This window comes from Streptomyces sp. DT224 (genome assembly GCF_049844595.1).
Taxonomy (GTDB): Bacteria; Actinomycetota; Actinomycetes; order Streptomycetales; family Streptomycetaceae; genus Streptomyces.
Genome location: NZ_JBNCLI010000013.1, coordinates 254075 through 274108 on the forward strand (window position 1 = coordinate 254075; position 20034 = coordinate 274108).

Consider the following 20034-nt stretch of genomic DNA (forward strand, 5'->3'; position numbering starts at 1 on the left):
CGCGTCGGTAAAAAGTCCGCGGGACGGCCGGGGTCACGCGGCCGGCCCGCGAGCCGTCCGGGCCCGCGCGGCCCCGCGCGCACCGCTCAGGCCGCCAGCCGCCCCGGCATCACGGCACGGGGGCCGAACCGCTCCCGCAGCCGGTCCGCGACCGCCTCGATCCGCCGCGCCCGCTCGTCCACCGGGTCGAAGCTCAGCTGCCGGGCCGCCCGTTCGGCCTCGCCCAGCCCCTCCGCGCGCAGCCCGATCCCCCGCACCCGGGCCCGTTGCAGGCCGAACGAGTCGTGGATGCGGTACGCCAGCGCGGTGAGGTCCGCGGAGTGCGCGGTGGGTTCGCGGAGGGAGCGGCTCCGGGTCAGCGTCGAGTAGCCGGTGCGGTCGGCGTACCGCACGGAGACCGCGAGCGCGCGGCACACCCGGCCCTCGCCGCGCATCCGCGCCCCCAGCTCCTCGGTGAGCGACATGAGCGCGCGGCGCTGCCTCTCCGGGTCCAGCTCGTCGCGCGGGAAGGTGCGCTCGGCGGCGACCGAGCGGGCGGCGGCGTTCGGCCGGACGGCGGTGCGGTCGATGCCGTGCGCCCGCTCCCACAGGTCACGCCCGGTCCGCGTCCCGGTGATCCGTTGCAGGGTGCCGAGCGGGGCGGCCGCGATCCGGCCGACGGAGTCGAGCCCGTACCCGCACAGTGTCCGGGCCGTCGCCGCCCCGACGCCGTCCAGCGCGGCGGCCGGCCGGTCCGCGAGGAAGGCGGCCACCCCGTCGGCGGGCACCACGAAGGTCGTCCCGGGCGCGGCCTGCCGCAGCGCCATCCGGGCCAGCATCGGGTTCGGGGCGGCCCCGATCGCGCAGTCGGCCCCGTGCAGGGCCAGCGCGCGGACCCGGATCACCGAGGCCAGGCCCCGCGCGTCCCGCCCGAAGTAGCGGAGCGCGCCGCGTACATCGGCGAGTGCCCCGTCGGGCGGGGCCGCCTCCACGACCGGGGTGAACGAACCGAGCAGGGCGAGCAGCCCCGCGTACCCGGCGGCGTCCGGGGGCCCGCCGCCGACCCGGCGGAACCGCAGGCAGAGGATCCCGGGCTGCCCGTCCGGCACGCCGTTCATCCCGCGCTCCCCGGGCTCTGGTGCCACAGCTTCCTTCCGGTGGGCAGCCCCTCGCCGGGCGGCTTGAGGTCCGCCCAGGGGTTCATCTCGTAACCGGTGGGCATCCTGATGCGGCGCCCGTCGTCGCCGGCCGGGGCCTCGTCCGGTGCCGGGTCCCCGCCCTCCGGCTCGGGCACCTGCGCCAGCCGTTCGGCGACCGCGTCGAGTCCGCCGGTGCGCCGCAGCTCGGCCAGCTCCGCCAGATTCCAGGCCGCCGCGCCGACCACGCTCAGGCTGCGCGCCCCGCGCCGCTGCACCACCCCGCGCACCAGCAGCAGCCAGGAGTGGAAGACGGTGTGCGCGCAGGCGGCGTGGCTGTCGTCGAAGAAGGCCAGGTCGACCAGGCCCGTACCGTCGTCCAGAGTGGTGAAGACGACCCGGCGCCCGGAGCGGACGGGCGGGGTCTGGGTCGCCGCCTTGGCACCCGCGACCAGCACGGTCTCCCCGTGCCGCGCCTCGCGCAGCCGCTTGGCCGAGACCGCGCCGAGCTCCTTGAGGAAGGCGTGGTGATCGCTCATCAGGTGGCGCGAGACGTCCATGCTCAGCACGCCCAGCTCGGCGCTGAGCCGTTCCGCCTCGTTGAGGTCGGGCAGGCCGGCGGACGCGGTGCGGTGCCCGCCGCCGAGCGGGAGCTGCGCGCCGGAGCCCGCGCCGCGCCGGGCGCGGTGCAGTTCGGAGAGGTGGAGCAGCAGGTCGCGGCGGTTGGCCCCGAAGGCGTCCAGCGCGCCGACCTGGGCCAGTCGTTCGGCGGCCGGCTTTCCCGGACGGGCCCGCTGCCAGAAGTCGAGCAGTGAGCTGTAGGGCTGACCGGCTTCGATCCGGGCCACCTCGGCCTCGCTGATCCCGTGCACGTCGGAGAGCGCGAGCCGCAGGCCCCAGCGCTCCCCCTCCCCCTCCTTGGACACCAGTTCGATTCGATGGGCGGCCGCCGACCGGTTCACGTCCAACGGCAGCACGGGCACCCCGCGCCGCCGGGCGTCGGCGAGCAGCAGCCGCTTCGGGTACATCCCGGGGTCGTGGGTGAGCAGCCCGGCATAGAAGGCCGCCGGGTGGTGCGCCTTCAGCCAGGCGGACTGGTACGTGGGCACGGCGAAGGCCACCGCGTGCGCCTTGCAGAAGCCGTAGCTGCCGAACGCCTCGACGATCTCCCAGGCGCGGGCGATCACCTCCGCGTCGTACTTCCGCGCCGCCGCGTGCTGGGCGAACCAGACCCTGATCCGGGCCTGCGACTCGGGGTCGGAGAGCCCGCGCCTGACCCGGTCGGCCTCGTCGCGGCCGCAGCCGGTCATGATGTCGACGATCTGGATGATCTGCTCGTGGAACACCACCACGCCGTACGTCTCGCGCAGCGGGCCCTCCAGGTCGGGGTGCGGGTAGCGGACCGGGGCGCGGCCGTGCCGGGCCTCGATGAACGGGCGGACCATGTCGGCGGAGACCGGGCCCGGCCGGAACAGCGAGATGTCGACCACCAGATCGTGGAAGTTCTCCGGCTGGAGCCTGCCGACCAGGTCCCGCTGGCCGGGCGACTCGATCTGGAAGCAGCCCAGCGTCTCGGCCGTCCTGATCAGCTGGTACGTGCGCGGGTCGCCCGGCTCCACGGCGTCCAGGTCCACCTCGCGCCCGGAGGCCCGCTTCACCTCGGCGACCGCGTGCGCCATCGCCGACTGCATCCGTACGCCCAGCACGTCGAGCTTGAGCAGCCCGAGGTGCTCCACGTCCTCCTTGTCGAACTGGGACATCGGGAAGCCCTCGCCGCTGGTGGGCACGACGGGGGTGCGGCGCAGCAGCGAGGAGTCCGAGAGGAGGACCCCGCACGGGTGCATGGCGACGCCGCGCGGCAGCGCGTCCAGCGCCTCCACCAGCTCCCACAGCCGCCCGTACTTCTCCCTGGTCCTGGCCACCTCGCGCAGTTCGGGCAGTTCCTCCATGGCCGCGCGGGCGTCGCGGGCCCGGATGTGCGGGAACGCCTTGGCGAGCCGGTCGGTCTCGGCCGGGTTCATGGAGAGCGCGGCGCCGACGTCGCGGATGGCGTGGCGCACCCGGTAGGTCTCGGGCATGGCGACGGTGGCGACCCGCTCGGCACCGAAGCGGCCGATGATCGCGCGGTAGACGTCGAGGCGGCGGGCCGACTCGACGTCGATGTCGATGTCGGGCAGCACGAAGCGGCGTTTGGACAGGAAGCGCTCCATCAGCAGCCCGTGCTCGACCGGGTCGGCGTGCGCGATGCCCAGCAGGTGGTTGACCAGCGAACCGGCCCCGGAGCCCCGGGCGGCCACCCGCACCTTCATCGCGCGTACGTCGTCCACCACCTGGGCGACCGTCAGGAAGTACGAGGCGAAGCCGTGGTGGGCGATGATGTCCAGCTCGTGGTGCATCCGGTCCCAGTACCCGGGCCTGCGGTCGTAGCCGTGCAGCACCATGCCGGCGGCGGCGCGGGAGGCCAGCACCCGCTGGGCGGTGCGCCGGCCCGCGCCGACGAGACCGGGCTCGGGGAAATGGACGGAGCCGAGGCCGATGTCGCCCCCGGGGTCCACCACGCACGCCTCGGCGGTGTGCCGGGTCTCCGCGAGGAGCCGCGCCCCGGCCCCGGCGCCGAGCCCGGCGGCGGCGGTGATCCGCTCGGCGGTCTCCGCCATCGCGGGGGCGTCCTTGAGCCAGCGCTCACCGCTGTCGAGCGGGGCGCGGCGCGGGTCGACGGGGACGAGCCGGCGGGCGGCGTCGAGCACGTCGGCGACCGGGCCCTGCCCCGGGTCGGCGTACCGGGCGGCGTTGGTCAGCACGGCCCGTACGCCCTGCTCGGCGGCGAGGCCGACGGTACGGGCGGCGAGCCGCAGCGAACCGGGCCCGGTGCCGGTCCGCCCGTGGTGGACGGCTTCGAGGCACAGGCCGTCGCCGTACAGCTCGCGCCAGGGGCCGAGGAGGGCGGCGGCCAGGTCGGGGCGGCCCGCCGAGAGCGCCCGGCCCACGTCGGAGGCGGGGCCGAGCAGCACGGTGAGCCCTTCGGCGGGCAGGGCGGCCCGGTCGACCAGGGGGCGGCCGCCCTCGGGGACGGCGGCGTGGGCGGCGGTGACCAGACGGCACAGCTCGGCCCAGCCCCGGGCGCCGTCGCGGGCGAGGAAGGTGACCCGGGGTGCGGATTCATCGACGAAGACACCTCCGCGGGCGGGGGTGCGGGGGCGCCGGGCGGGCCCGTCCCCCGGCCCCGGTCCGACCGCGAGGTCCGCCCCGAACAGCGGGCGCACCCGTGCCCGCTCGCAGGCCCGGGCGAAGCGGACCGCGCCGGCCAGGGTGTCGCGGTCGGTCAGCGCGAGGGCGTCCAGGCCGCGCTCGGCGGCGCGCTCCGCCAGCCGCTCCGGGTGCGAGGCCCCGTACCGCAGGGAGAACCCGGAGGCGGTATGCAGATGCGTGAACCCTGGCACCTGCACCTCCTGAACCGATTCGTACGAGCTGACCCACCCCCTCGTTCTCCACCATAAACCAAGTTTCGAACATGCGTACGATACTCGCTGCCCGCCTCATCTCCCCCGGTCACGCGCCCCTCCCCTTCCGCCGTTCGGCCGCACCCCGACTGCGCGCGCGAGGGGGAGCCCGGAGCGTGGGGGCATGACTTTCGCCGACGAGGTGCGGAACGCCGTCACCCCCCGGGCCGCGCTGCTCGTCATCGGGGTGCTGGCTCTTCAGCTGCTGTTCATCGCGTCCTACATCGGGGCGCTCCACCACCCGAAGCCGACGGACGTCCCCTTCGGCGTCGTCGCGCCCCCGCAGGCGTCCGCCCGGCTCGTCGACCGGCTGGACGGCCTCCCCGGCGGCCCGCTCGACCCGCGTACGGTCTCCGACGAGGCCACCGCCCGCCGGCAGATCCTCGACCGCGAGATCGACGGCGCCCTGATCGTGGACCCCCGGAGCACGAGGGACACCGTGCTGGTCGCCTCCGGCGGGGGCACCGTCCTGGCCACCTCCCTCACGAAGATCGTCAAGGAGGCGGAGGCGACCCAGCGGCGCACCGTGCGCGCCGTCGACGTGGCCCCGGCCTCCCGCCAGGACTTCGACGGGCTGTCCGCGTTCTACCTGGCGGTGGGGTGGTGCGTCGGCGGCTACCTGTGCGCCTCGATCCTGGCGATCAGCGCGGGCACCCGCCCCGCCAACCGGCAGCGCGCGCTGATCCGCACCGGGGTGATGGCGCTGTACTCGATCGCGGGCGGCATCGGCGGCGCGCTCATCATCGGCCCGGTCCTCGGCGCCCTGCCCGGCAGCTTCTGGGGGCTGTCGGGCCTGGGCGCGCTGACCGTCTTCGCGGTCGGCATGATCACCCTCGCCCTGGAGGGGCTCACCGGCATCGTCGGCATCGGCCTGGCCGTCCTGATCGTGGTCATCGCGGGCAACCCGAGCGCGGGCGGCGCCTTCCCGCTCCCGATGCTCCCGGACTTCTGGCGCGCGATCGGCCCCGCCCTGCCCCCGGGCGCCTCGACCTGGACGGCCCGCTCGATCGCGTACTTCCACGGCAACGCGGTGACCGGCCCCCTGCTGGTGCTGTCCGCGTGGGCGGTGGCGGGCACGGCGGGCACGCTGCTGACGGCGATGCGCAGAACCCCGGACCGGCCGACGGTGGAGGCGTCCCGCCGTTAGCGCCGCGTCAGCCAAGGTGTGCCCGGTAAGGAGCGGCGTCAGGTGCGGCGAGAGTGCGTGCATGGCCTCGCGACGGGGCGAACCCCGGCTGACGCGGCACTAGCATCGGCCCCCATGATCACACTGGCCGTCACCATCGGGCTCACGTTCGTCGGCTACGCCCTCACCTACCTCAACGGGCTGCGCCTCGCGCAGCGCCAGGAACGCCTCGCCCGGGTGAACCGCCAGCTCGGCGAGTTCTACGGTCCCCTGTTCGCCCTCACCGAGGCCAACAGCCGCATCTTCGCCGCGTTCCTGGAGCGCAACGCCCGCCCCGACGGCAGGTCTCCCTTCGACCACGAGACGCCACCCACCGAGGAGGAGCTCGCCGAGTGGCGGCTGTGGGTCACGACCGTCTTCCTCCCGAACATCCGGGCCATGCGCGATCTCGTCCTCGCCCACGCCGACCTCCTGAGCGAGCCGGTGATGCCGCCCCTTCTGCTCCAGCTGTGCGCCCATGTCTCGGGTTACGAGATCACGGCCGCCCGATGGTCGCGGGGCAGCCATGAACAGCACCTCTCGGTGGTGTCGTTCCCCAGCCGGGAGATAGCCGCGTACGCGCGCAAGGGCTTCACCGAACTGAAGAGGGAGCAGGCCCGCCTGCTGGGACAGCGGCGCGCCCGCTGACACGTACCCCGCACGGCGCACAGCGCCGAACGGCCACCGCACGCCCCTAGGCATGACAGGTGCATGGCGGCATTCTGGAGCGACCTCGCACACCCGCGAGCTGCCCCAACTGCCCCTCACCCCCACGGAGGTTGCTCATGCGCCGTCGCGTCGCCACCCTGCTCGCCGCTCTCGGACTGTCACTCCCGCTCACCCTGCTGCCCACCGCGTCCGCCTCGGCGGCCCCCGCGGACAAGCCCCAGGTCCTCAGCTCTTGGACGCAGACGAGCGCAGCCAGCTACAACGCGTGGAACTCCGCCCGCAACAACAAGGGCGCGTGGTCCGCGTACGGTTTCGACTGGTCGACGGACTACTGCAGCACCTCGCCCGACAACCCCTTCGGCTTCCCGTTCCAGACGGCCTGCGCCCGCCACGACTTCGGGTACCGCAACTACAAGGCCGCCGGCACGTTCTCCGCCAACAAGGCCCGGCTCGACAACGCCCTCTACGCGGACCTCAAGCGCGTGTGCGCCGCCTACTCCGGCGCCAAGCGGACCTCGTGCGACGCCACGGCCTGGACGTACTACCACGCGGTGGACATCTTCGGCGTGGCACCGGCCGGGGCGGGTGCCAGAGGCTGACCGGCGTCCGCCCCTCTCGACGCGCACATGGCCCCCGGCGGGCCGGGGGCCATGTGTCCGTACGGGGCAGGGCGTCAGTTCAGGCTGACGCCGTACGCGCTCAGCGCCTCGGTGACCGGCTGGAAGAACGTCGTACCGCCGGAGCTGCAGTTGCCGCTGCCGCCGGAGGTCAGGCCGATGGCCTTGCTGCCGGAGTAGAGCGGACCGCCCGAGTCGCCGCCCTCGGCGCACACGTTGGTCTTGATCATGCCGTAGACGACATCGCCGCTGCCGTAGTTGACCGTGGCGTTGAGCCCGGTGACGGAGCCGCTGTGGGTGCCGGTCGTGGAGCCCCGGCGAGTCACCGACATGCCGACCGTGGCGTTGGCCGCGCCGGTGATGGTGACACTGCCGACCCTGCCCGGGTGGGCGAGCGAGGTGTTGTCGTAGCGCACGATTCCGTAGTCGTTGTTCGGGAAGCTGGAGCCGACCGTCGGGCCTATGTAGGTGCTGTTCGAGGAGTTGGTGTACCAGGGCGGGTTGCCGTCGGTGCAGTGACCGGCGGTCAGGAAGTAGTACGTGCTGCCGCTGTGGACGTTGAACCCGAGGGAGCAGCGCCAGCCGGGGGCGTAGATGGCGTCGCCGCCGGCGATCAGCTTGTTGAACGTGCCCGGGGTGTGCTCGATGCGCAGAGCGCCCGCGTTGCCCCCGGCGGAGTCCTTGATCTGCTGGATCTCCGCCGCGGAGACCGTGCTGTCGACGGTGACCACGAGCTTCCCGGTCTTCGCGTCGACGTTCCAGGCGGTGCCGGCGATGTCGGCGCCGAGAACGGCGTCACTGGCGGCGGCGAGCTGGTTGGCGCTGTACGTTCCGCTGGAGTTCGCGTGGGCGGTGGGGGCGGCCAGGGCGGCTACGGCCACCAGGCCCGCCGCGATGGCGACGGCCCTGCTGCGTCTGGCGGTACCGCTGAGGGGGGTGGTGCGCTTGATCCTCACTGTCATTCCTCCCGAGGGGAATCGGGGGCCCGCCTGTGGGGTGGTCGGACCCGTGAGGCGCAGTCGGGCGCACGGGTATCCGTCCGTATTCCGGATACGCCGTGCCCCTGACAAGCGCTGCTCGGGAGTATTCAAGGCGTCAACTTGTCGCGCAAGGGCGCCTTTTGGCCTGAGCTCGCGACAGCCCTCTCAGCCGTCGACGCGATTCCGCTCCCCCGCCTCCACGGCCACAGGAAGGGTGTTGCCCGGCGGCGGGAAGGGGCAGATGAAGTGGTCCGCGAAGGCGCACGGCGGCAGCAGCGAACGGTTGAAGTCGACGGTCACCGCGCCCTCGGCGTCCGGCGCGGCGGGCCGCAGGAACCGGAAGCGGTAACTGCCGTTCCCGCTGGTGGCATCGGCGAAGACGGCCCAGAGCGACCCGTCCGGCTCGACGGCGACCTGGAGCGTGTGCCCGGCCCCGTCCACCTCGAAGGCGATCTCCCCCGCCAGCCCGAGTCCGCGTTCGACACCGTCGGCGTTCTCGACCCGGACGGTGCGCGCGTCCGGGTACGGGCGGAAAGTGCCCGGCAGCACCCAGCGCGGGTCGTACGGGGTCGCGTCGATCGCCCGGAACGCGCGCCGCGCGGGCGAACCGGGGTCGAAGACCCGGACCGCCCACAGACCCTCGGGACTGAGCACGACGAGCCTGCGCCCCTCGTGTGCGACCCGGGACCCGTCGATCGGCCCCCGGTCGGCACCGAGCCGGACCTCGCCGGCGAAGGGCTTGCCGTCGACGGTCAGCCCGTCCTCCGGGACGGCGTCGAGCACCAGCGCGCCGCCCTCCTCGCGCCACCGCCCCGGGACGGCCGGAATTCGCCCCTCCGGGTAATCCGCGAGCCAGTGGGTCCCGGTGAGGGAGAGCGGTCCGTACGGCGCCGCGACCGTGGCGGTCCGCTCCTCGTGCCAGCGCTCCCAGTCCCGCGCTGCCTGCTGCTGTGCGTGCGTGCTCATGGTGGTCAACCCTTCCATACGGGGGCGGTGCTCCCGAAATGCGACCGCAATGTGGAACCGGTGTACGCACGGCGGAACGCCCCCCGGTCCTGGAGGAGCGGAACGACCCGGTCCACGAAGTCGTCGAGGCCGCCGGGGGCATCCGGGACGAGGAGGAAGCCGTCGGCGGCGCCCTCCGCGACGTACTCGGTGAGCAGCGCGGCGACGGCGGCCGGGCTGCCGGTGACTGGCTCCTGCACGCCGATGCCGTCCGTGTCACCGAGTACGAAGGCGACGCGGAGCATGACCTTCAGCTCGTCGTGCGCCCGGCCGTGGACCGCGAGCCGCCCCTTCACCTCCGCGTAGCGGGCGCGGGCCGCGTCGAACGTGGTGTGCGGGACGAGGACGACGTCGGCGGCGGACGCGGCGAGTTCCCGGTCCTCCGGCGAGTCGCCCGCCAGGACGGTGACGGGGTGGCCCTGCGGACAGCGCTCCACGGTGAACTCGCCCTCCACCGCGAAGTACCGCCCGTGGTGGGCGACGGGGCGCGGGGTGCCGTCGGGCGTCCAGGAGTCCCAGAGCGCGCGGGCGACGGCGGTGAACTCGGCGGCGCGCGGGTGCTCACCGGCCGGGGGGTGCGCGTGCCACGCGGCCCGGCCGGCGCTGAGGTGGTCGAGGGTGGCGAGGCGGCGGGCCAGTTCGTAGGGCTCCCCGAAAGCGGCGCCGGCGGCGAGACCGAGGCGGTCGGTGCCTGCGGCGAGGGCGGCCAGCAGGGTGAGCGCATCGGGCCCGCCGGCCGCCCCCTCGGCGACGAGGAGGAAGTCGAACAGGCCCCGCTCCGCCGTGCGCGCGAGGTGTTCGTACGAGGCGAACCCGGCCCGCTCACCGGCTCCGGGGTCGCACGCGGCGAGGTGCATCCGCCGGGGCGGCGCGGTCGTCATACGCCCGCTCCGGCCTGTGCGTACCGACGGGCCGGCCGGGCCAGCCCCAGGTGCTCGCGCAGGGTGCCGCCCGGGTAGAAGGTCCGGAACAGGCTGCGGTGCTGGAGCAGGGCCACCGTGCCGTTGACGATCCGTTCGAGGTCGCGCCCGGGGGTGATCGGGGTGAGGTGGAAGCCGTCGACCGCGCCGGCCCGGTACCACCGGGTGATCAGCGCGGCCAGGTCGACCGGACCGCCCCGGTAGTAGGTGCCCCGGTCGGCCGGTGGCGGCTCGTCGGGCAGCCCCGGTTCCGGTGCCGTCTCGGCGTCGCCGAGGTCGACGGTGAGCGCGGCGAGCACCCGCAGCGCGTCGGGGTCCCGGCCGTGCGCGGCGGCACGGCGGCGCACGTCGTCGCGGATCGCGGCGGTCCGCTCCGGGGTGGCGGCCCGTACGAGGACGACGTCGGCGTGGCGTGCCGCGGCCGCCCTGGCCGGTTCGGGCGTGCCGTCGACGACGACCACGGGGTGGCCCTGGGGCGGCTCCCAGCGGTGCCGGTCCCGGGCGCAGACCTCGGCGCACGCCCCGGCCCGGTCCCACAGGGCGTCGGCGGACACGGCGGGGCGGCGGCCGAACAGCCGCGCCTCGGCCTCCGCGGCCGACACGCCGACGCGCCAGCCCGCCCGGCCCCGGCTGACCCAGTCCAGGGTCGCCACGGCGGACGCCAGGCGGGACGGCTCGGCGTGGGTGGCGGTGAGCGTCGGCACGAGGCCGATGCGGCGGGTGGCGGGGGCCACCCGGGCGAGGACGGCGAGCGCGTCGGGGCCCGGCCGGGCGAAGGAGTCGCCGAGGGTGACGAAGTCGAGCGCGCCGCCCTCCGCGAGCCGGGCGAGGCCGGTGTGGTGGGCGGCGTCGTAGCGGGGCGGGCCGCCGATCTCGGCGGCCAGGTGGAGGGGCCGGAGGGCAGGACGGGATGCGGATGTACGCGCGGGCATGCGGAGGCTCCGTGGATACGGTGAACACGGGGCGCGCCCTCGGCGCGGACAGCGGAAAGCAGCAGCGTGGAACGGGACGGACGGGCCCCTCAGCCCGGTCCTCGCCCGAGACAAGCGCTGTCCGGGGCGAGCTGTCAAGCCTGTCCACACTGTGAGCACTGCGTCTCAGGGCAGTTGACGGGTCGTCGGATGGCTGTTCCACTGGGACCATGCAATCGCAGCAGTGGCTGGTCAAGCGCTCCCACATCGACTTCGGTCGCGTGTGGTCCTGTTCCTGTTGAGCCGACGCCCTGCTCTCCGCGCCCGCCCTGTCCTTGTCCAGGCGCGCCCTCGCACATCCGGCACAGCAGCACACCCTCCCCTCGCTCCGTCCCGCTCCGCCCTGCCGCGGAGCGGGACGCAGGGATGACGACGCCCAGGTGACACCGCCTCAGCAGTCGCACCCGCAGTCACAGCCGTCACAGCAGTTGCAACAGTCGCAGCAGTTGCTGCACGCGTCGCAGCCGTCACAGCAGTCCCCGCAGTCGCACTGGCTGCACAGCCCCTCGCGCCGCTGACGCGACCAGGGGTCCTCGAAGGTGCCGCAGCACATCTGGCAGGTGCAGGCGAGCCCCGCCCACACCAGACAGCCCATGACGAGCCCGCGCCGGTCGCGCGGCGGCTCGGGCGGCCGGGGGCCGGAGGGCCCGCCCGGTCCCGTGGGTGCGTACGGATTGCCGGGCGGCGGCCCGAAGGATCCCGTGGGCAGCGTTCCTGACGGTTCGCCGGTCAGCAGCCCTCCGGACCGGTGCGAGCAGACGTCCGTGGCGAAGGCCCGGTCCACCGAGCGCCGGAGTTCGTGGGTCAGCAGCACATGGGTGAGCCTGCCGTCGGTGAACTCCGCGTCCGCCAGCGCCAGCCGTATGCCCTTCAGCGCGTCGTCGCACAGCCGCCGGGCCTCCGCGCGCGAGGTGCCGGTCGCGGTGAGCGGGTTCCAGGCACCCGACGCCGCGTCGGCTTCCTGGTCCTCCACGGCGTCCAGCAGGTGCGCGAGGCGTCCGAAGAGGCGCCCGGCCTCGGCGAGCGGTTCGGCGTTGTGCGGCTTGCCCGCGAGGACGGCGGTGTGCGCGAAGGCCGCGGCGGTGGCGGTCTCGGTGGGCTCGGTGACGGTCAGCAGCGGGGTGCCGGGGCCCGCGAGGAGTTCGATGCCGGTCTGCCGGTCGACCGCGTCGACCAGGAGCGCGGTGTCGAAGCCGAGCCGGGCGCCGGTGCGCGCCCCGGCCCGGTCCCAGCTCGCCGCGACGCGGCGGGCCGCCGCCGCGACCGGGCGGCGCGCCAACAGGCCGTCCCGGTCGGCGACGTGGTCCCGTACCTTCGCCGAGGCCAGCACCAGCGAGACGGCGGCGGCCAGCCGGGCGCCCTCGCCGCGCGCGACGGGCGCGGTGCGCATGGAGCGCAGGGGGCAGGGCCCGGCCGTGCGGCGCTGCGCGGGGGTGCGCTCGGTCTGAGCTTCCGTCAGGACCGAGACGATCAGGCCGTCGTAGTTGGTGACGACCCGGGCGAACTGCCCGTGGTCGGAGCGGAGCGCCAGACAGAGCCCGCAGAGGTGGGCCATCCACTCGGTCTTGAGCCTCTCGGAGAGGCGGTGCGTACAGGGCCTGACTATTCCGAACACGGCCGTCCCCCCGGGTTTCGTTCGCGTGTGCGCCGCACTCGGGCGCGGGCGCGACGGCATCGTACCCAGCGCCCCGTTCACCCGTACGTCCCCCATGTCACCCGTACGGCCCGGGGCATCATATTTTCTTTCTTCAGGCCCCCTTACCGGCCCGAAACCTGACGAATCGCCACATCCTCTGCACCAGTACCGTCACGAATGCCCTGCGCGCCGCCTATCCCCTTGGCGCACGATCCGCATCATGGACGACCATAGGGATACGAAAGAGATGCGGAACACCAGGGAACCGCGGTGAGAGGAGGCGTCCATGGGATCGGTGCGCAAGGCGAGTGCCTGGCTGGGCCTCGTAGAGGACAACGACGAGCGGTACTACGACGACGACGAGTACGCCGAGGGTGCACGGACCGGTACCGGTCAGGCGTGGGTGACCGATCCCCGGGTGCGCGTGGCCTCCGAGACCGCCGAGGAGACGGGCCGCCGGATCGCCACCGTGACGCCGGACAGCTTCCGGGACGCCCGCGCCATCGGCGAGCTCTTCCGGGACGGCGTCCCGGTGATCATGAACCTCACGTCCATGGACTCCGCCGACGCCAAGCGCGTGGTGGACTTCGCCGCGGGCCTGATCTTCGGACTGCGCGGGTCGATCGACCGCGTCGCCACCCGCGTCTTCCTGCTGACCCCCGCCGACACCCAGGTGATGAACGGCGGAGCCGCCGGCCGGCCGGCGGACGGCTTCTTCAACCAGAGCTGACCGATCTCCGGGCGCTCATCGGAACGCGTCCAGGCCGGTGAGCGCCTTCCCCAGGACCAGCTGGTGCATCTCCACGGTCCCCTCGTAGGTGAGCACCGACTCCAGGTTGGTCGCGTGCCGCATCACCGGGTACTCCAGCGAGATCCCGTTGGCGCCGAGGATCGTGCGCGAGGTGCGGCAGATCTCGATGGCCTCCCGCACGTTGTTCAGCTTCCCGAAACTGACCTGCTCGGGGCGCAGCCGCCCCGCGTCCATCCGCTGCCCGAGGTGGTGGGCGAGCAGGATGCCCTTGTGCAGCTCGACGGCCATGTCGGCCAGCTTGGCCTGGGTGAGCTGGAAGCCGCCGATGGGCTTCCCGAACTGCTCCCGGGTGCGCGCGTAGTCGACGGCCGCCTCGAAGCTGGACCGGGCCGCGCCCATGGCGCCCCAGACGATGCCGTAGCGGGCGTGGCTCAGACAGCTGAGCGGTCCGCGCAGCCCGGTGACCCCGGGCAGGACGGCGTCGGCGGGCAGCCTCACCTCGTCCAGGATCAGTTCGCTGGTGACCGAGGCGCGCAGCGACCACTTGTGCCGGATCTCGGGCGCGGAGAAGCCCGGCGCGTCCGTCGGGACCACGAAGCCCCGGATGCCGGTACCGGCCGGGCCCTCGTCGGTCTGCGCCCAGACGACCGCGACGCCGGCGACCGAGCCGTTGGTGATCCACATCTTGCGGCCGCTGAGCACCCAGTCCTCGCCGTCGCGCTTGGCGTACGTGCGCATGGCGGCCGGGTCCGATCCGTGGTCCGGCTCGGTCAGGCCGAAGCAGCCGATGGTCTCGCCCGCCGCCATGCCCGGCAGCCACCGCTGCTTCTGCTCCTCGGAGCCGTAGCGGTGGATCGCGTACATCGCGAGGGAGCCCTGTACGGAGACGAGCGAGCGGATGCCGGAGTCGGCCGCCTCCAGCTCCAGGCAGGCCAGCCCGTACTGGACGGCCGTCGCGCCGGCGCAGCCGTAGCCCTCGAGCGACATGCCGAGCGCGCCGAGTGCGCCGAGTTCGCGGGCCAGCTCGCGGATGCCGGGCAGCTCGCCGTTCTCGTACCACTCGGCGATGTGCGGCAGGACGCGGTCGGCGGCCCAGGTGCGGACGGTGTCGCGGATCGCGAGGTCCTCGGGGCTCAGCAGGTCGTCGACGCCGATCGGGTCACGGGGGTCGAAGGGCGGAAGCTTCGAGGTGGGGGCGGTGGACATGAGGGTGCGCCTCCGGCGGGGTGCTCGAAAACTAGCAGCGTTAGTTGCGGTGCCGTGCCGACGTTACGACCCGGTGTGCCGGACGTCCAGAGCGTCCGGAGCCCGCCGCTCCGCCCGGCCGGCGGCGCGCGGGCACCCGCGGCGGCGCGTCGAGCCGGTCCACGCCCTCGCGCGACGGCGCGGCCGGGCGCCCGGCCGGCTCCCGGGGCTCGCAGAGCTTCGGGGTGCACTCCATCACCCGGGGCAGCCGCAGCGCGGCCAGCGCCCCGAGCAGCAGGAGCCCGGCGCTGACCAGCAGGGTCACGTGCAGCCCGTCGATGAAGGCGTCCCGGGCCGTGGTGCGCAGGACCGCGCCGAGCGGCCCGCCCAGGAGCGCGGCCTCCTCGTACGCCTCGCCGAGCGAGTGGGCGGCCCCCGCTGCGGCGGACGCGGGGACACCGTCGGCGTGCAGCCCCGCGAGGCCGGGCGTATAGGCGGCGTTCATCACACTGCCGAGGAGCGCTATCCCCATCCCGGCGCCCAGCTGGTAGGAGGTCTCCCCGATCGCGGCCGCCCCGCCCGCCCGGTCGGCGGGGGCCTCGTTGAGCATCGACTCGTACGCGCCGAACAGCGTGGACTGGAGCCCGAAGCCGAGGGCGACGAAGGCGGCCGCCAGCAGGACGGGCCGGTCGTCGCGGCCCATCGCGGTCAGCGTCAGCACCGCCGCGGCCGTCACGACGAAGCCCCAGCCGACCATCCGGCGCGGCCCGAACCGGCGCAGCGTGTGGGAGCCGGTGGCGCCGGCGGCCATCGCGGCGAAGGTGAGCGGCAGCAGCCTGAGGCCGGTCTCCAGGGGGCTGAGGCCCAGAACGAGCTGGAGGTACTGGACGGCGACGAGTTCCAGGCCGACCAGGGCGAGCATGGCCAGGACGATGCAGCCGACGGCGGTCGAGAAGGCGGGCCGGGCGAACATGCCGATGTCGATCAGCGGGTGGGTGCGCCGTTTCTGGCGGCGCACGAAGGCGACGAGCAGTACGGCCCCGAGCAGCAGCGGCGCCAGGGTGGCCGGACCGGTCAGGCCCTCGCCGGTACCGGCCCGCTTCACGCCGAGGACCACGCCGAGCACCCCGGCGGCGGCCATCAGCGCGCCGAGCACGTCCCAGGGTCCGTCGTCGTTGCCCCGGGACTCGGGGAGCAGCAGCCGGCCGACCGGCAGGACCAGGGCCATCAGCGGGATGTTGATCAGGAAGACCGAACCCCACCAGAAGTGCTCGACGAGGAAGCCGCCGACGACGGGCCCGGTGGCGGCACCGACGGCGGCCACGGCGGACCAGACGCCGATCGCCACGGCCCGTTCCCGCCGGTCGGGGAAGACCTGGCGCAGGATCGAGAGGGTCGCGGGCATGATCATCGCCCCGCCGACCCCGAGCAGGGCCCGTGCCGCGATGAGCACGGCCGCGCTGTCGGCCAGGGCCGCGACGGCCGAGGCGACGCCGAAGAGGGCGTAACCGAGCAGCAGGACGCGCCGGCGTCCGACCCGGTCGCCGAGGGTGCCGAAGAGGATGAGCAGCGAGGCGCAGACGAGCGGGTAGGCGTCCACGATCCACAGCAGTCCGGCGGCGCTGGGCCGCAGGTCCTCGGTGACGGCGGGGACGGCGACGTGCAGCACCGTCGCGTCCAGCGCGACGAGCAGCAGACTGAGGCAGAGGACGACCAGGACGACCCAGCGGTTGGCACCGTCGGCGGCTGCGCGCAGGCGGATTCGGGCGGTGGGCGTCCCGGACATGCATCTACCTCCCAGATGGTCCCCTCGCTCTCGGCGGGCCCACGGGACGCGGTGTCCGGGCCCGGCGTCGACGGGCGAGTGATCCGTCAGCGTACGCGAGTCCGGCGGGGCCGCACGTGGCCCATCTCATACCGCCCGACCCACCGGAGTGTGGCGTACGCCACTGCGCGGACGACCCGGCGACCCCGCACGACCCCCCGCCCGAAGCCGTACGGTAACCGGACTGACACCCTCCGTTCCGCTCCGCCGCACCATGGATAAACACGCTCCGGGATCTCCGGAATTCTTCGCAAGTCTCAGCGAATTACTTCTCGAACAGGCATCGCATAACGGCCCGAAAAGAATGGGAGAGCCATTCAGGAACCCCGGGAAAACCCGGCGGCTGAGACATACTCCACATCACATCGTCATCACAAAGGGCCCGGATCGACAGGCGCGCCCACTCACTCCCTGTAACGTCGATTGGGTGCGTACCGACATCTTCGCCCGGCTGGACCGGGAGCCGGAACCGCCGAAGATAGAGACACCGCGGATGAGCCGTCACCGCATCGCTCTCTTCGGCGGGACGTTGGCGTTCTATCTGGCCATCGTCATTGCCGTGCTCATGTCGTCCTGGCTGGTGGCCCTGGACTGGAAGGTCATGCTCTTCCGGCCCTACCAGCAGTGGCCCGAAATCCACGCCGCCCTCGACTACTACGTGGTCCTCGGCCAGCGCGGGCCCACCGCGGTCATGGTCGCCTGCTGGCTCGGCTGGCGCTCCTGGCGGCAGCACACCCTGCGTCCGCTGCTGACGCTCGGCGCCTCGCTGCTGCTGCTCAACCTGACGGTGGGCGCGGTCAAGATCGGCCTCGGCCGGCTCGGCCCGCACTACGCGACCAGGATCGGATCGGCCGAGCTCTTCGCCGGCGGCGATATATTTCCCTCCGGCCACACCGCCAACGCCGTTGTGACCTGGGGAATCCTCGCCTATCTGGCCGCCACCCCGAGGGCCAGGCGCTATCTGTCGGCCATGTCCGCCATCGTCTCGCTCGGCGTCGGCCTGACGACGGTCTACCTCGGTACGCACTGGCTGAGCGACGTGCTCCTCGGCTGGGCGGCGGGCCTGCTGATCCTGCTGGGCCTGCCCTGGGTGGAGCCGCTGATCACCCGCGCCGAGAACTGGATCTTCGCCGCCCGCGCACGGCTCGGCGCGCCCGGCAGCCGCCCCGCGGCCCCGGTGCCCGCCGCCGACGCCCCGGCGCCCGTGCCGGCCGCGCAGCCCGCCGTGCAGCCGCCCGCGCAGGAGCCGGCGGCTCAGGGCCCGGCGCGTGGCCAGTCCGGCCGCGCGCCGGCCGCGAGCGGCCGCCCGCGGGCCCATCCCGCGCCGGCCGCGGCCCACGCGCTGCGCTCGGAGCGGTCCCCCGTGACGCCGGCCGGCAGCCGGCGCCCGCCGCACGCGGACCGCGCCCCGCGCGGCGGCACGGCCCCGGCCCGGCCGGTCGCCGGCGGCTGACCCCGGCGTACGCGTGAGGGGCCCCGACCGAACGTGGTCGGGGCCCCTCACGCGTACGGTGCGGACGGCTCAGCCGGTCCAGCAGCGCCTGACGACGCCGCCGTCGACCTCGAAGTTGATCCGGCCCGCCTGGTACTCCATGGTGATGACCGTGCCCGGCGCCAGGGACCGTACGGTGGACCAGCCGCGCTCCCGGGCCCGCTGTTCGGCGGCCTCTGCGGAGAGCCCCACATAGGCGCCTGCGGCGTCGTCGGGCTGGACGGGGGGAGTCGGTAGGGGTGCCATACCCCTCACCGTAGGCGCCCGGGCGCGGAGGCGGTAGCCGGGACCGCGCACGGGCACACGGCATCCGCACGTCGCTCACCGGTCACACTTGTGTCACAGGATCCCGACACGTCTCCCCCGCGGCCCCCTTCACCCGAACGTGCGATTCACAACCGGACGCACAGTAATCGCACAGGCCGGTGAACGATCATCGGACCGGGTTCCGGAAGACAGGGAAACCAGCGCGATTTCCGCCTCGGGGCGGGGCTGAATTCCCTTCGGGAAAACCTTCCGCGAGACGGGCTTCGCCGGTAATTCACCATCCCTTATCGCACCCTTATCCCAGAGGGCCGACAGGCATACCATCCGACGGGCCCGCCCGGTGCCGCGGGACCGTATAGCGGACAACCCGGTTCCGCGCATTCCGACGGGCGGCCGGGCAGCGGTCCGCACCCCGCGCCCGCCCCTCCGCACCCGTCCCTGCGGGCGGCTTTCTCCCCCTTTGTCGGCCGATCCTCCGCCCTCCCGGCGTGCCCGGGCCCGATTACGTACGGCTTCCCGCGTGACCCCGGCAGCGGCTCGCCCGTTGTCATCTCTGAGCCGGGAACCGCCCGGCGCACGTACCGAGTTCGAGGAGCCACCCGTGCCGCGCATGCTCGACGTCAGCGAGGACGTACGCGCCGAGATCGGCGACGCCGAAGCCGACCGGCTGCTCGTCGGCGACAACGCCCCGGGCAGTTACGACTGCACCTCCTGCCGCACCCCAGGCGACTCCGAGCAGGAGCGCACCAGCACGGTGCTGTTCGTCGGCGACGAGACCGCCGTGCTCGCCTTCGCGCACGCCAGCTGCATCCCCTCGCAGGTGGTCCAGGTCGCCGAGGAGCAGCTTCAGGGCGCCGTCCGCAGCATCACCGCCGGAGACCAGGGCGAGCCGGAGCGGATCGTCCCCGAGCAGGCCGTCCTCGGCATCACCAGCGGCCTCGTCCTGATCGACGACGAGCTCCACCCGGCCCTGGTCGTCGAGCCGACCGGCGCGATCGCCCGCCCCGGGACGGACGGCCGGGACGGCGACCAGTTCCTCCAGCTGCTCCTGGAACAGGGCTTCCAGCCGGTCCACCGCATGGAGCAGGTGCCGGAGGTGCTGCACGGCTGGTCGATCCTGCTCGCCATGGGCCAGCTGCACGCCGTGCTCCAGCCGGGTACGGGGGGCGGCACCCCGGTCGCCTGGTGGCAGGCGCACGCACCGCTCCAGGTCACCGAGGGCTGGCGGACCGCCGCCAACAAGTCCCAGACCGTGCTGGTCTACGCCGCCCCGGCGGGCTCGATCGGCCAGCAGCCCCGCGAGGACCTGCTGCGGGACGCGCTGGAGAAGGCGTCGGCCGCCGGGCTGCTGGTCGCCGCCGCCATGCCACTGGCCGGGACCTGATCGTGACCGCGGTTCCGGTACGCCGGCGGCGAACAGTTGTCTGTCCGACGGGTGTTTCCGCGGCGGGCCCGCATCCGACGGCCGCCGGTGTCGTTGGCACCTACGTGCACTCATACGACCCCTCCCACCAGCGTCCGAGCCCGATCCCTGCCATGCGTCCCTCGCAGGACCCCTCGGGCGGCCCGTCCCACACCCCGATCTACGACGCGCTGTACTCCGAGTACCGCCGCTCGTTCCGGGCGTTGCCGGGGGACAGGACCGGTGAGGAGAGTCTGGGCCTCCAGGCGCTCGGCCTCGGCCTCTTCGGCTCGCGCGCCCCGCTGCGCGGCCACTCGGGCCACTCCTCGCCCGGCGGTACGGTGACGACGGCGGGCGACCGCTCCGGCACGGGCAGCCGCGCCGGGAGCCTCGGCGGCTGGCAGCGGGTCGGCCGCCATGCGGGGCGCGCCCGGCCCGCGGCGCTGCCGCCCGGCTCACGGGACGCCTGACCTCCCGTACGCGACAGCCCCGGAGTGCTCGGTGACCGAGCACTCCGGGGCTGTCGCGTACGGT

General features: G+C 73.9%; 17 protein-coding genes. 7 read left to right on the top strand and 10 right to left on the bottom strand.

Annotated elements, in window-relative coordinates; genetic code table 11:
* Positions 1-86: 86 nt before the first annotated feature.
* Together ACLQ2N_RS30600 and ACLQ2N_RS30605 are read right to left on the bottom strand one after the other, a co-directional pair.
* Entirely contained in the window at positions 87-1097 is a 1011-nt protein-coding gene (locus ACLQ2N_RS30600) for a DNA polymerase Y family protein (RefSeq protein ID WP_425818083.1), read from the bottom strand.
* Positions 1094-4555, bottom strand: a complete 3462-nt coding sequence (locus ACLQ2N_RS30605; RefSeq protein ID WP_425818085.1) for a DNA polymerase III subunit alpha — start codon at positions 4553-4555, stop codon at positions 1094-1096. Before ACLQ2N_RS30605 ends, ACLQ2N_RS30600 begins: the two co-directional genes overlap by 4 nt.
* Positions 4556-4739: 184 nt before the next feature.
* Here ACLQ2N_RS30605 and ACLQ2N_RS30610 point away from each other — a divergent pair, with 184 nt between their 5' ends.
* The 3 genes from ACLQ2N_RS30610 to ACLQ2N_RS30620 all read left to right on the top strand — a co-directional run bounded on the left by ACLQ2N_RS30610 (position 4740) and on the right by ACLQ2N_RS30620 (position 7048).
* Positions 4740-5762: a DUF3533 domain-containing protein gene (locus ACLQ2N_RS30610; protein WP_425818087.1), complete on the top strand. Its 1023-nt coding sequence runs from the start codon at positions 4740-4742 to the stop codon at positions 5760-5762.
* A 114-nt stretch (positions 5763-5876) separates the two neighbouring features.
* On the top strand, positions 5877-6428 hold the full coding sequence (locus ACLQ2N_RS30615; RefSeq protein ID WP_425818089.1) for a hypothetical protein: 552 nt from the start codon (positions 5877-5879) through the stop codon (positions 6426-6428).
* A gap of 137 nt (positions 6429-6565) precedes the next feature.
* Positions 6566-7048, top strand: coding sequence for a phospholipase (locus ACLQ2N_RS30620; RefSeq protein ID WP_425818091.1), 483 nt, complete (start codon positions 6566-6568; stop codon positions 7046-7048).
* 74 nt (positions 7049-7122) lie between these two features.
* Here ACLQ2N_RS30620 and ACLQ2N_RS30625 read toward each other — a convergent pair whose 3' ends face one another.
* The 5 genes from ACLQ2N_RS30625 to ACLQ2N_RS30645 form a co-directional block, all read right to left on the bottom strand.
* Positions 7123-8022: a S1 family peptidase gene (locus ACLQ2N_RS30625; protein WP_425818093.1), complete on the bottom strand. Its 900-nt coding sequence runs from the start codon at positions 8020-8022 to the stop codon at positions 7123-7125.
* Positions 8023-8211: 189 nt separating this feature from the next.
* Positions 8212-9012 (bottom strand): DUF1684 domain-containing protein, encoded by an 801-nt coding sequence (locus ACLQ2N_RS30630; RefSeq protein ID WP_425818095.1) that lies wholly within the window; start codon positions 9010-9012, stop codon positions 8212-8214.
* 5 nt (positions 9013-9017) lie between these two features.
* Complete coding sequence (locus ACLQ2N_RS30635) at positions 9018-9932, bottom strand: LLM class flavin-dependent oxidoreductase (protein WP_425818097.1); 915 nt, start codon at positions 9930-9932, stop codon at positions 9018-9020.
* The gene (locus tag ACLQ2N_RS30640) at positions 9929-10903 is read right to left on the bottom strand and encodes an LLM class flavin-dependent oxidoreductase (protein WP_425818099.1); all 975 of its coding nucleotides are present in this window, start codon (positions 10901-10903) and stop codon (positions 9929-9931) included. Before ACLQ2N_RS30640 ends, ACLQ2N_RS30635 begins: the two co-directional genes overlap by 4 nt.
* 430 nt (positions 10904-11333) lie before the next feature.
* Entirely contained in the window at positions 11334-12557 is a 1224-nt protein-coding gene (locus ACLQ2N_RS30645) for a DUF5685 family protein (RefSeq protein ID WP_425818101.1), read from the bottom strand.
* Between the two features lie 307 nt (positions 12558-12864).
* On the opposite strand from ACLQ2N_RS30645, the gene ACLQ2N_RS30650 reads away from it, so the two are divergent.
* Complete coding sequence (locus tag ACLQ2N_RS30650) at positions 12865-13308, top strand: cell division protein SepF (RefSeq protein ID WP_425818103.1); 444 nt, start codon at positions 12865-12867, stop codon at positions 13306-13308.
* 15 nt (positions 13309-13323) lie between these two features.
* Here ACLQ2N_RS30650 and ACLQ2N_RS30655 read toward each other — a convergent pair whose 3' ends face one another.
* Positions 13324-14535 (bottom strand): acyl-CoA dehydrogenase family protein, encoded by a 1212-nt coding sequence (locus ACLQ2N_RS30655; RefSeq protein ID WP_425818105.1) that lies wholly within the window; start codon positions 14533-14535, stop codon positions 13324-13326.
* A 40-nt stretch (positions 14536-14575) separates the two neighbouring features.
* The gene (locus ACLQ2N_RS30660; protein ID WP_425818107.1) at positions 14576-16300 is read right to left on the bottom strand and encodes an MFS transporter; all 1725 of its coding nucleotides are present in this window, start codon (positions 16298-16300) and stop codon (positions 14576-14578) included.
* Positions 16301-16766: 466 nt separating this feature from the next.
* On the opposite strand from ACLQ2N_RS30660, the gene ACLQ2N_RS30665 reads away from it, so the two are divergent.
* The gene (locus tag ACLQ2N_RS30665; protein WP_425818109.1) at positions 16767-17792 is read left to right on the top strand and encodes a phosphatase PAP2 family protein; all 1026 of its coding nucleotides are present in this window, start codon (positions 16767-16769) and stop codon (positions 17790-17792) included.
* A 69-nt stretch (positions 17793-17861) separates the two neighbouring features.
* Here ACLQ2N_RS30665 and ACLQ2N_RS30670 read toward each other — a convergent pair whose 3' ends face one another.
* On the bottom strand, positions 17862-18077 hold the full coding sequence (locus tag ACLQ2N_RS30670; protein ID WP_425818111.1) for an I78 family peptidase inhibitor: 216 nt from the start codon (positions 18075-18077) through the stop codon (positions 17862-17864).
* A gap of 622 nt (positions 18078-18699) precedes the next feature.
* Between ACLQ2N_RS30670 and ACLQ2N_RS30675 the strand changes: the two genes are divergently transcribed.
* Both ACLQ2N_RS30675 and ACLQ2N_RS30680 read left to right on the top strand, forming a co-directional pair.
* Entirely contained in the window at positions 18700-19482 is a 783-nt protein-coding gene (locus ACLQ2N_RS30675) for a hypothetical protein (protein ID WP_425818113.1), read from the top strand.
* 152 nt (positions 19483-19634) lie between these two features.
* A complete protein-coding gene (locus tag ACLQ2N_RS30680) occupies positions 19635-19970 on the top strand; it encodes a hypothetical protein (RefSeq protein ID WP_425818115.1) in 336 nt (111 codons plus the stop codon).
* Positions 19971-20034: the final 64 nt, after the last annotated feature.

Excerpts from the sequence above, each read along its gene's own strand:
- ACLQ2N_RS30640 (WP_425818099.1), bottom strand. The coding sequence starts at position 10,903 with ATGCCCGCGCGTACATCCGCATCCCGTCCTGCCCTCCGGCCCCTCCAC.
- ACLQ2N_RS30660 (WP_425818107.1), bottom strand. The coding sequence starts at position 16,300 with ATGTCCGGGACGCCCACCGCCCGAATCCGCCTGCGCGCAGCCGCCGAC.
- ACLQ2N_RS30620 (WP_425818091.1), top strand. The coding sequence starts at position 6,566 with ATGCGCCGTCGCGTCGCCACCCTGCTCGCCGCTCTCGGACTGTCACTC.
- ACLQ2N_RS30630 (WP_425818095.1), bottom strand. The coding sequence starts at position 9,012 with ATGAGCACGCACGCACAGCAGCAGGCAGCGCGGGACTGGGAGCGCTGG.
- ACLQ2N_RS30610 (WP_425818087.1), top strand. The coding sequence starts at position 4,740 with ATGACTTTCGCCGACGAGGTGCGGAACGCCGTCACCCCCCGGGCCGCG.
- ACLQ2N_RS30650 (WP_425818103.1), top strand. The coding sequence starts at position 12,865 with ATGGGATCGGTGCGCAAGGCGAGTGCCTGGCTGGGCCTCGTAGAGGAC.
- ACLQ2N_RS30600 (WP_425818083.1), bottom strand. The coding sequence starts at position 1,097 with ATGAACGGCGTGCCGGACGGGCAGCCCGGGATCCTCTGCCTGCGGTTC.
- ACLQ2N_RS30655 (WP_425818105.1), bottom strand. The coding sequence starts at position 14,535 with ATGTCCACCGCCCCCACCTCGAAGCTTCCGCCCTTCGACCCCCGTGAC.
- ACLQ2N_RS30680 (WP_425818115.1), top strand. The coding sequence starts at position 19,635 with ATGCGTCCCTCGCAGGACCCCTCGGGCGGCCCGTCCCACACCCCGATC.
- ACLQ2N_RS30615 (WP_425818089.1), top strand. The coding sequence starts at position 5,877 with ATGATCACACTGGCCGTCACCATCGGGCTCACGTTCGTCGGCTACGCC.
- ACLQ2N_RS30635 (WP_425818097.1), bottom strand. The coding sequence starts at position 9,932 with ATGACGACCGCGCCGCCCCGGCGGATGCACCTCGCCGCGTGCGACCCC.
- ACLQ2N_RS30670 (WP_425818111.1), bottom strand. The coding sequence starts at position 18,077 with ATGGCACCCCTACCGACTCCCCCCGTCCAGCCCGACGACGCCGCAGGC.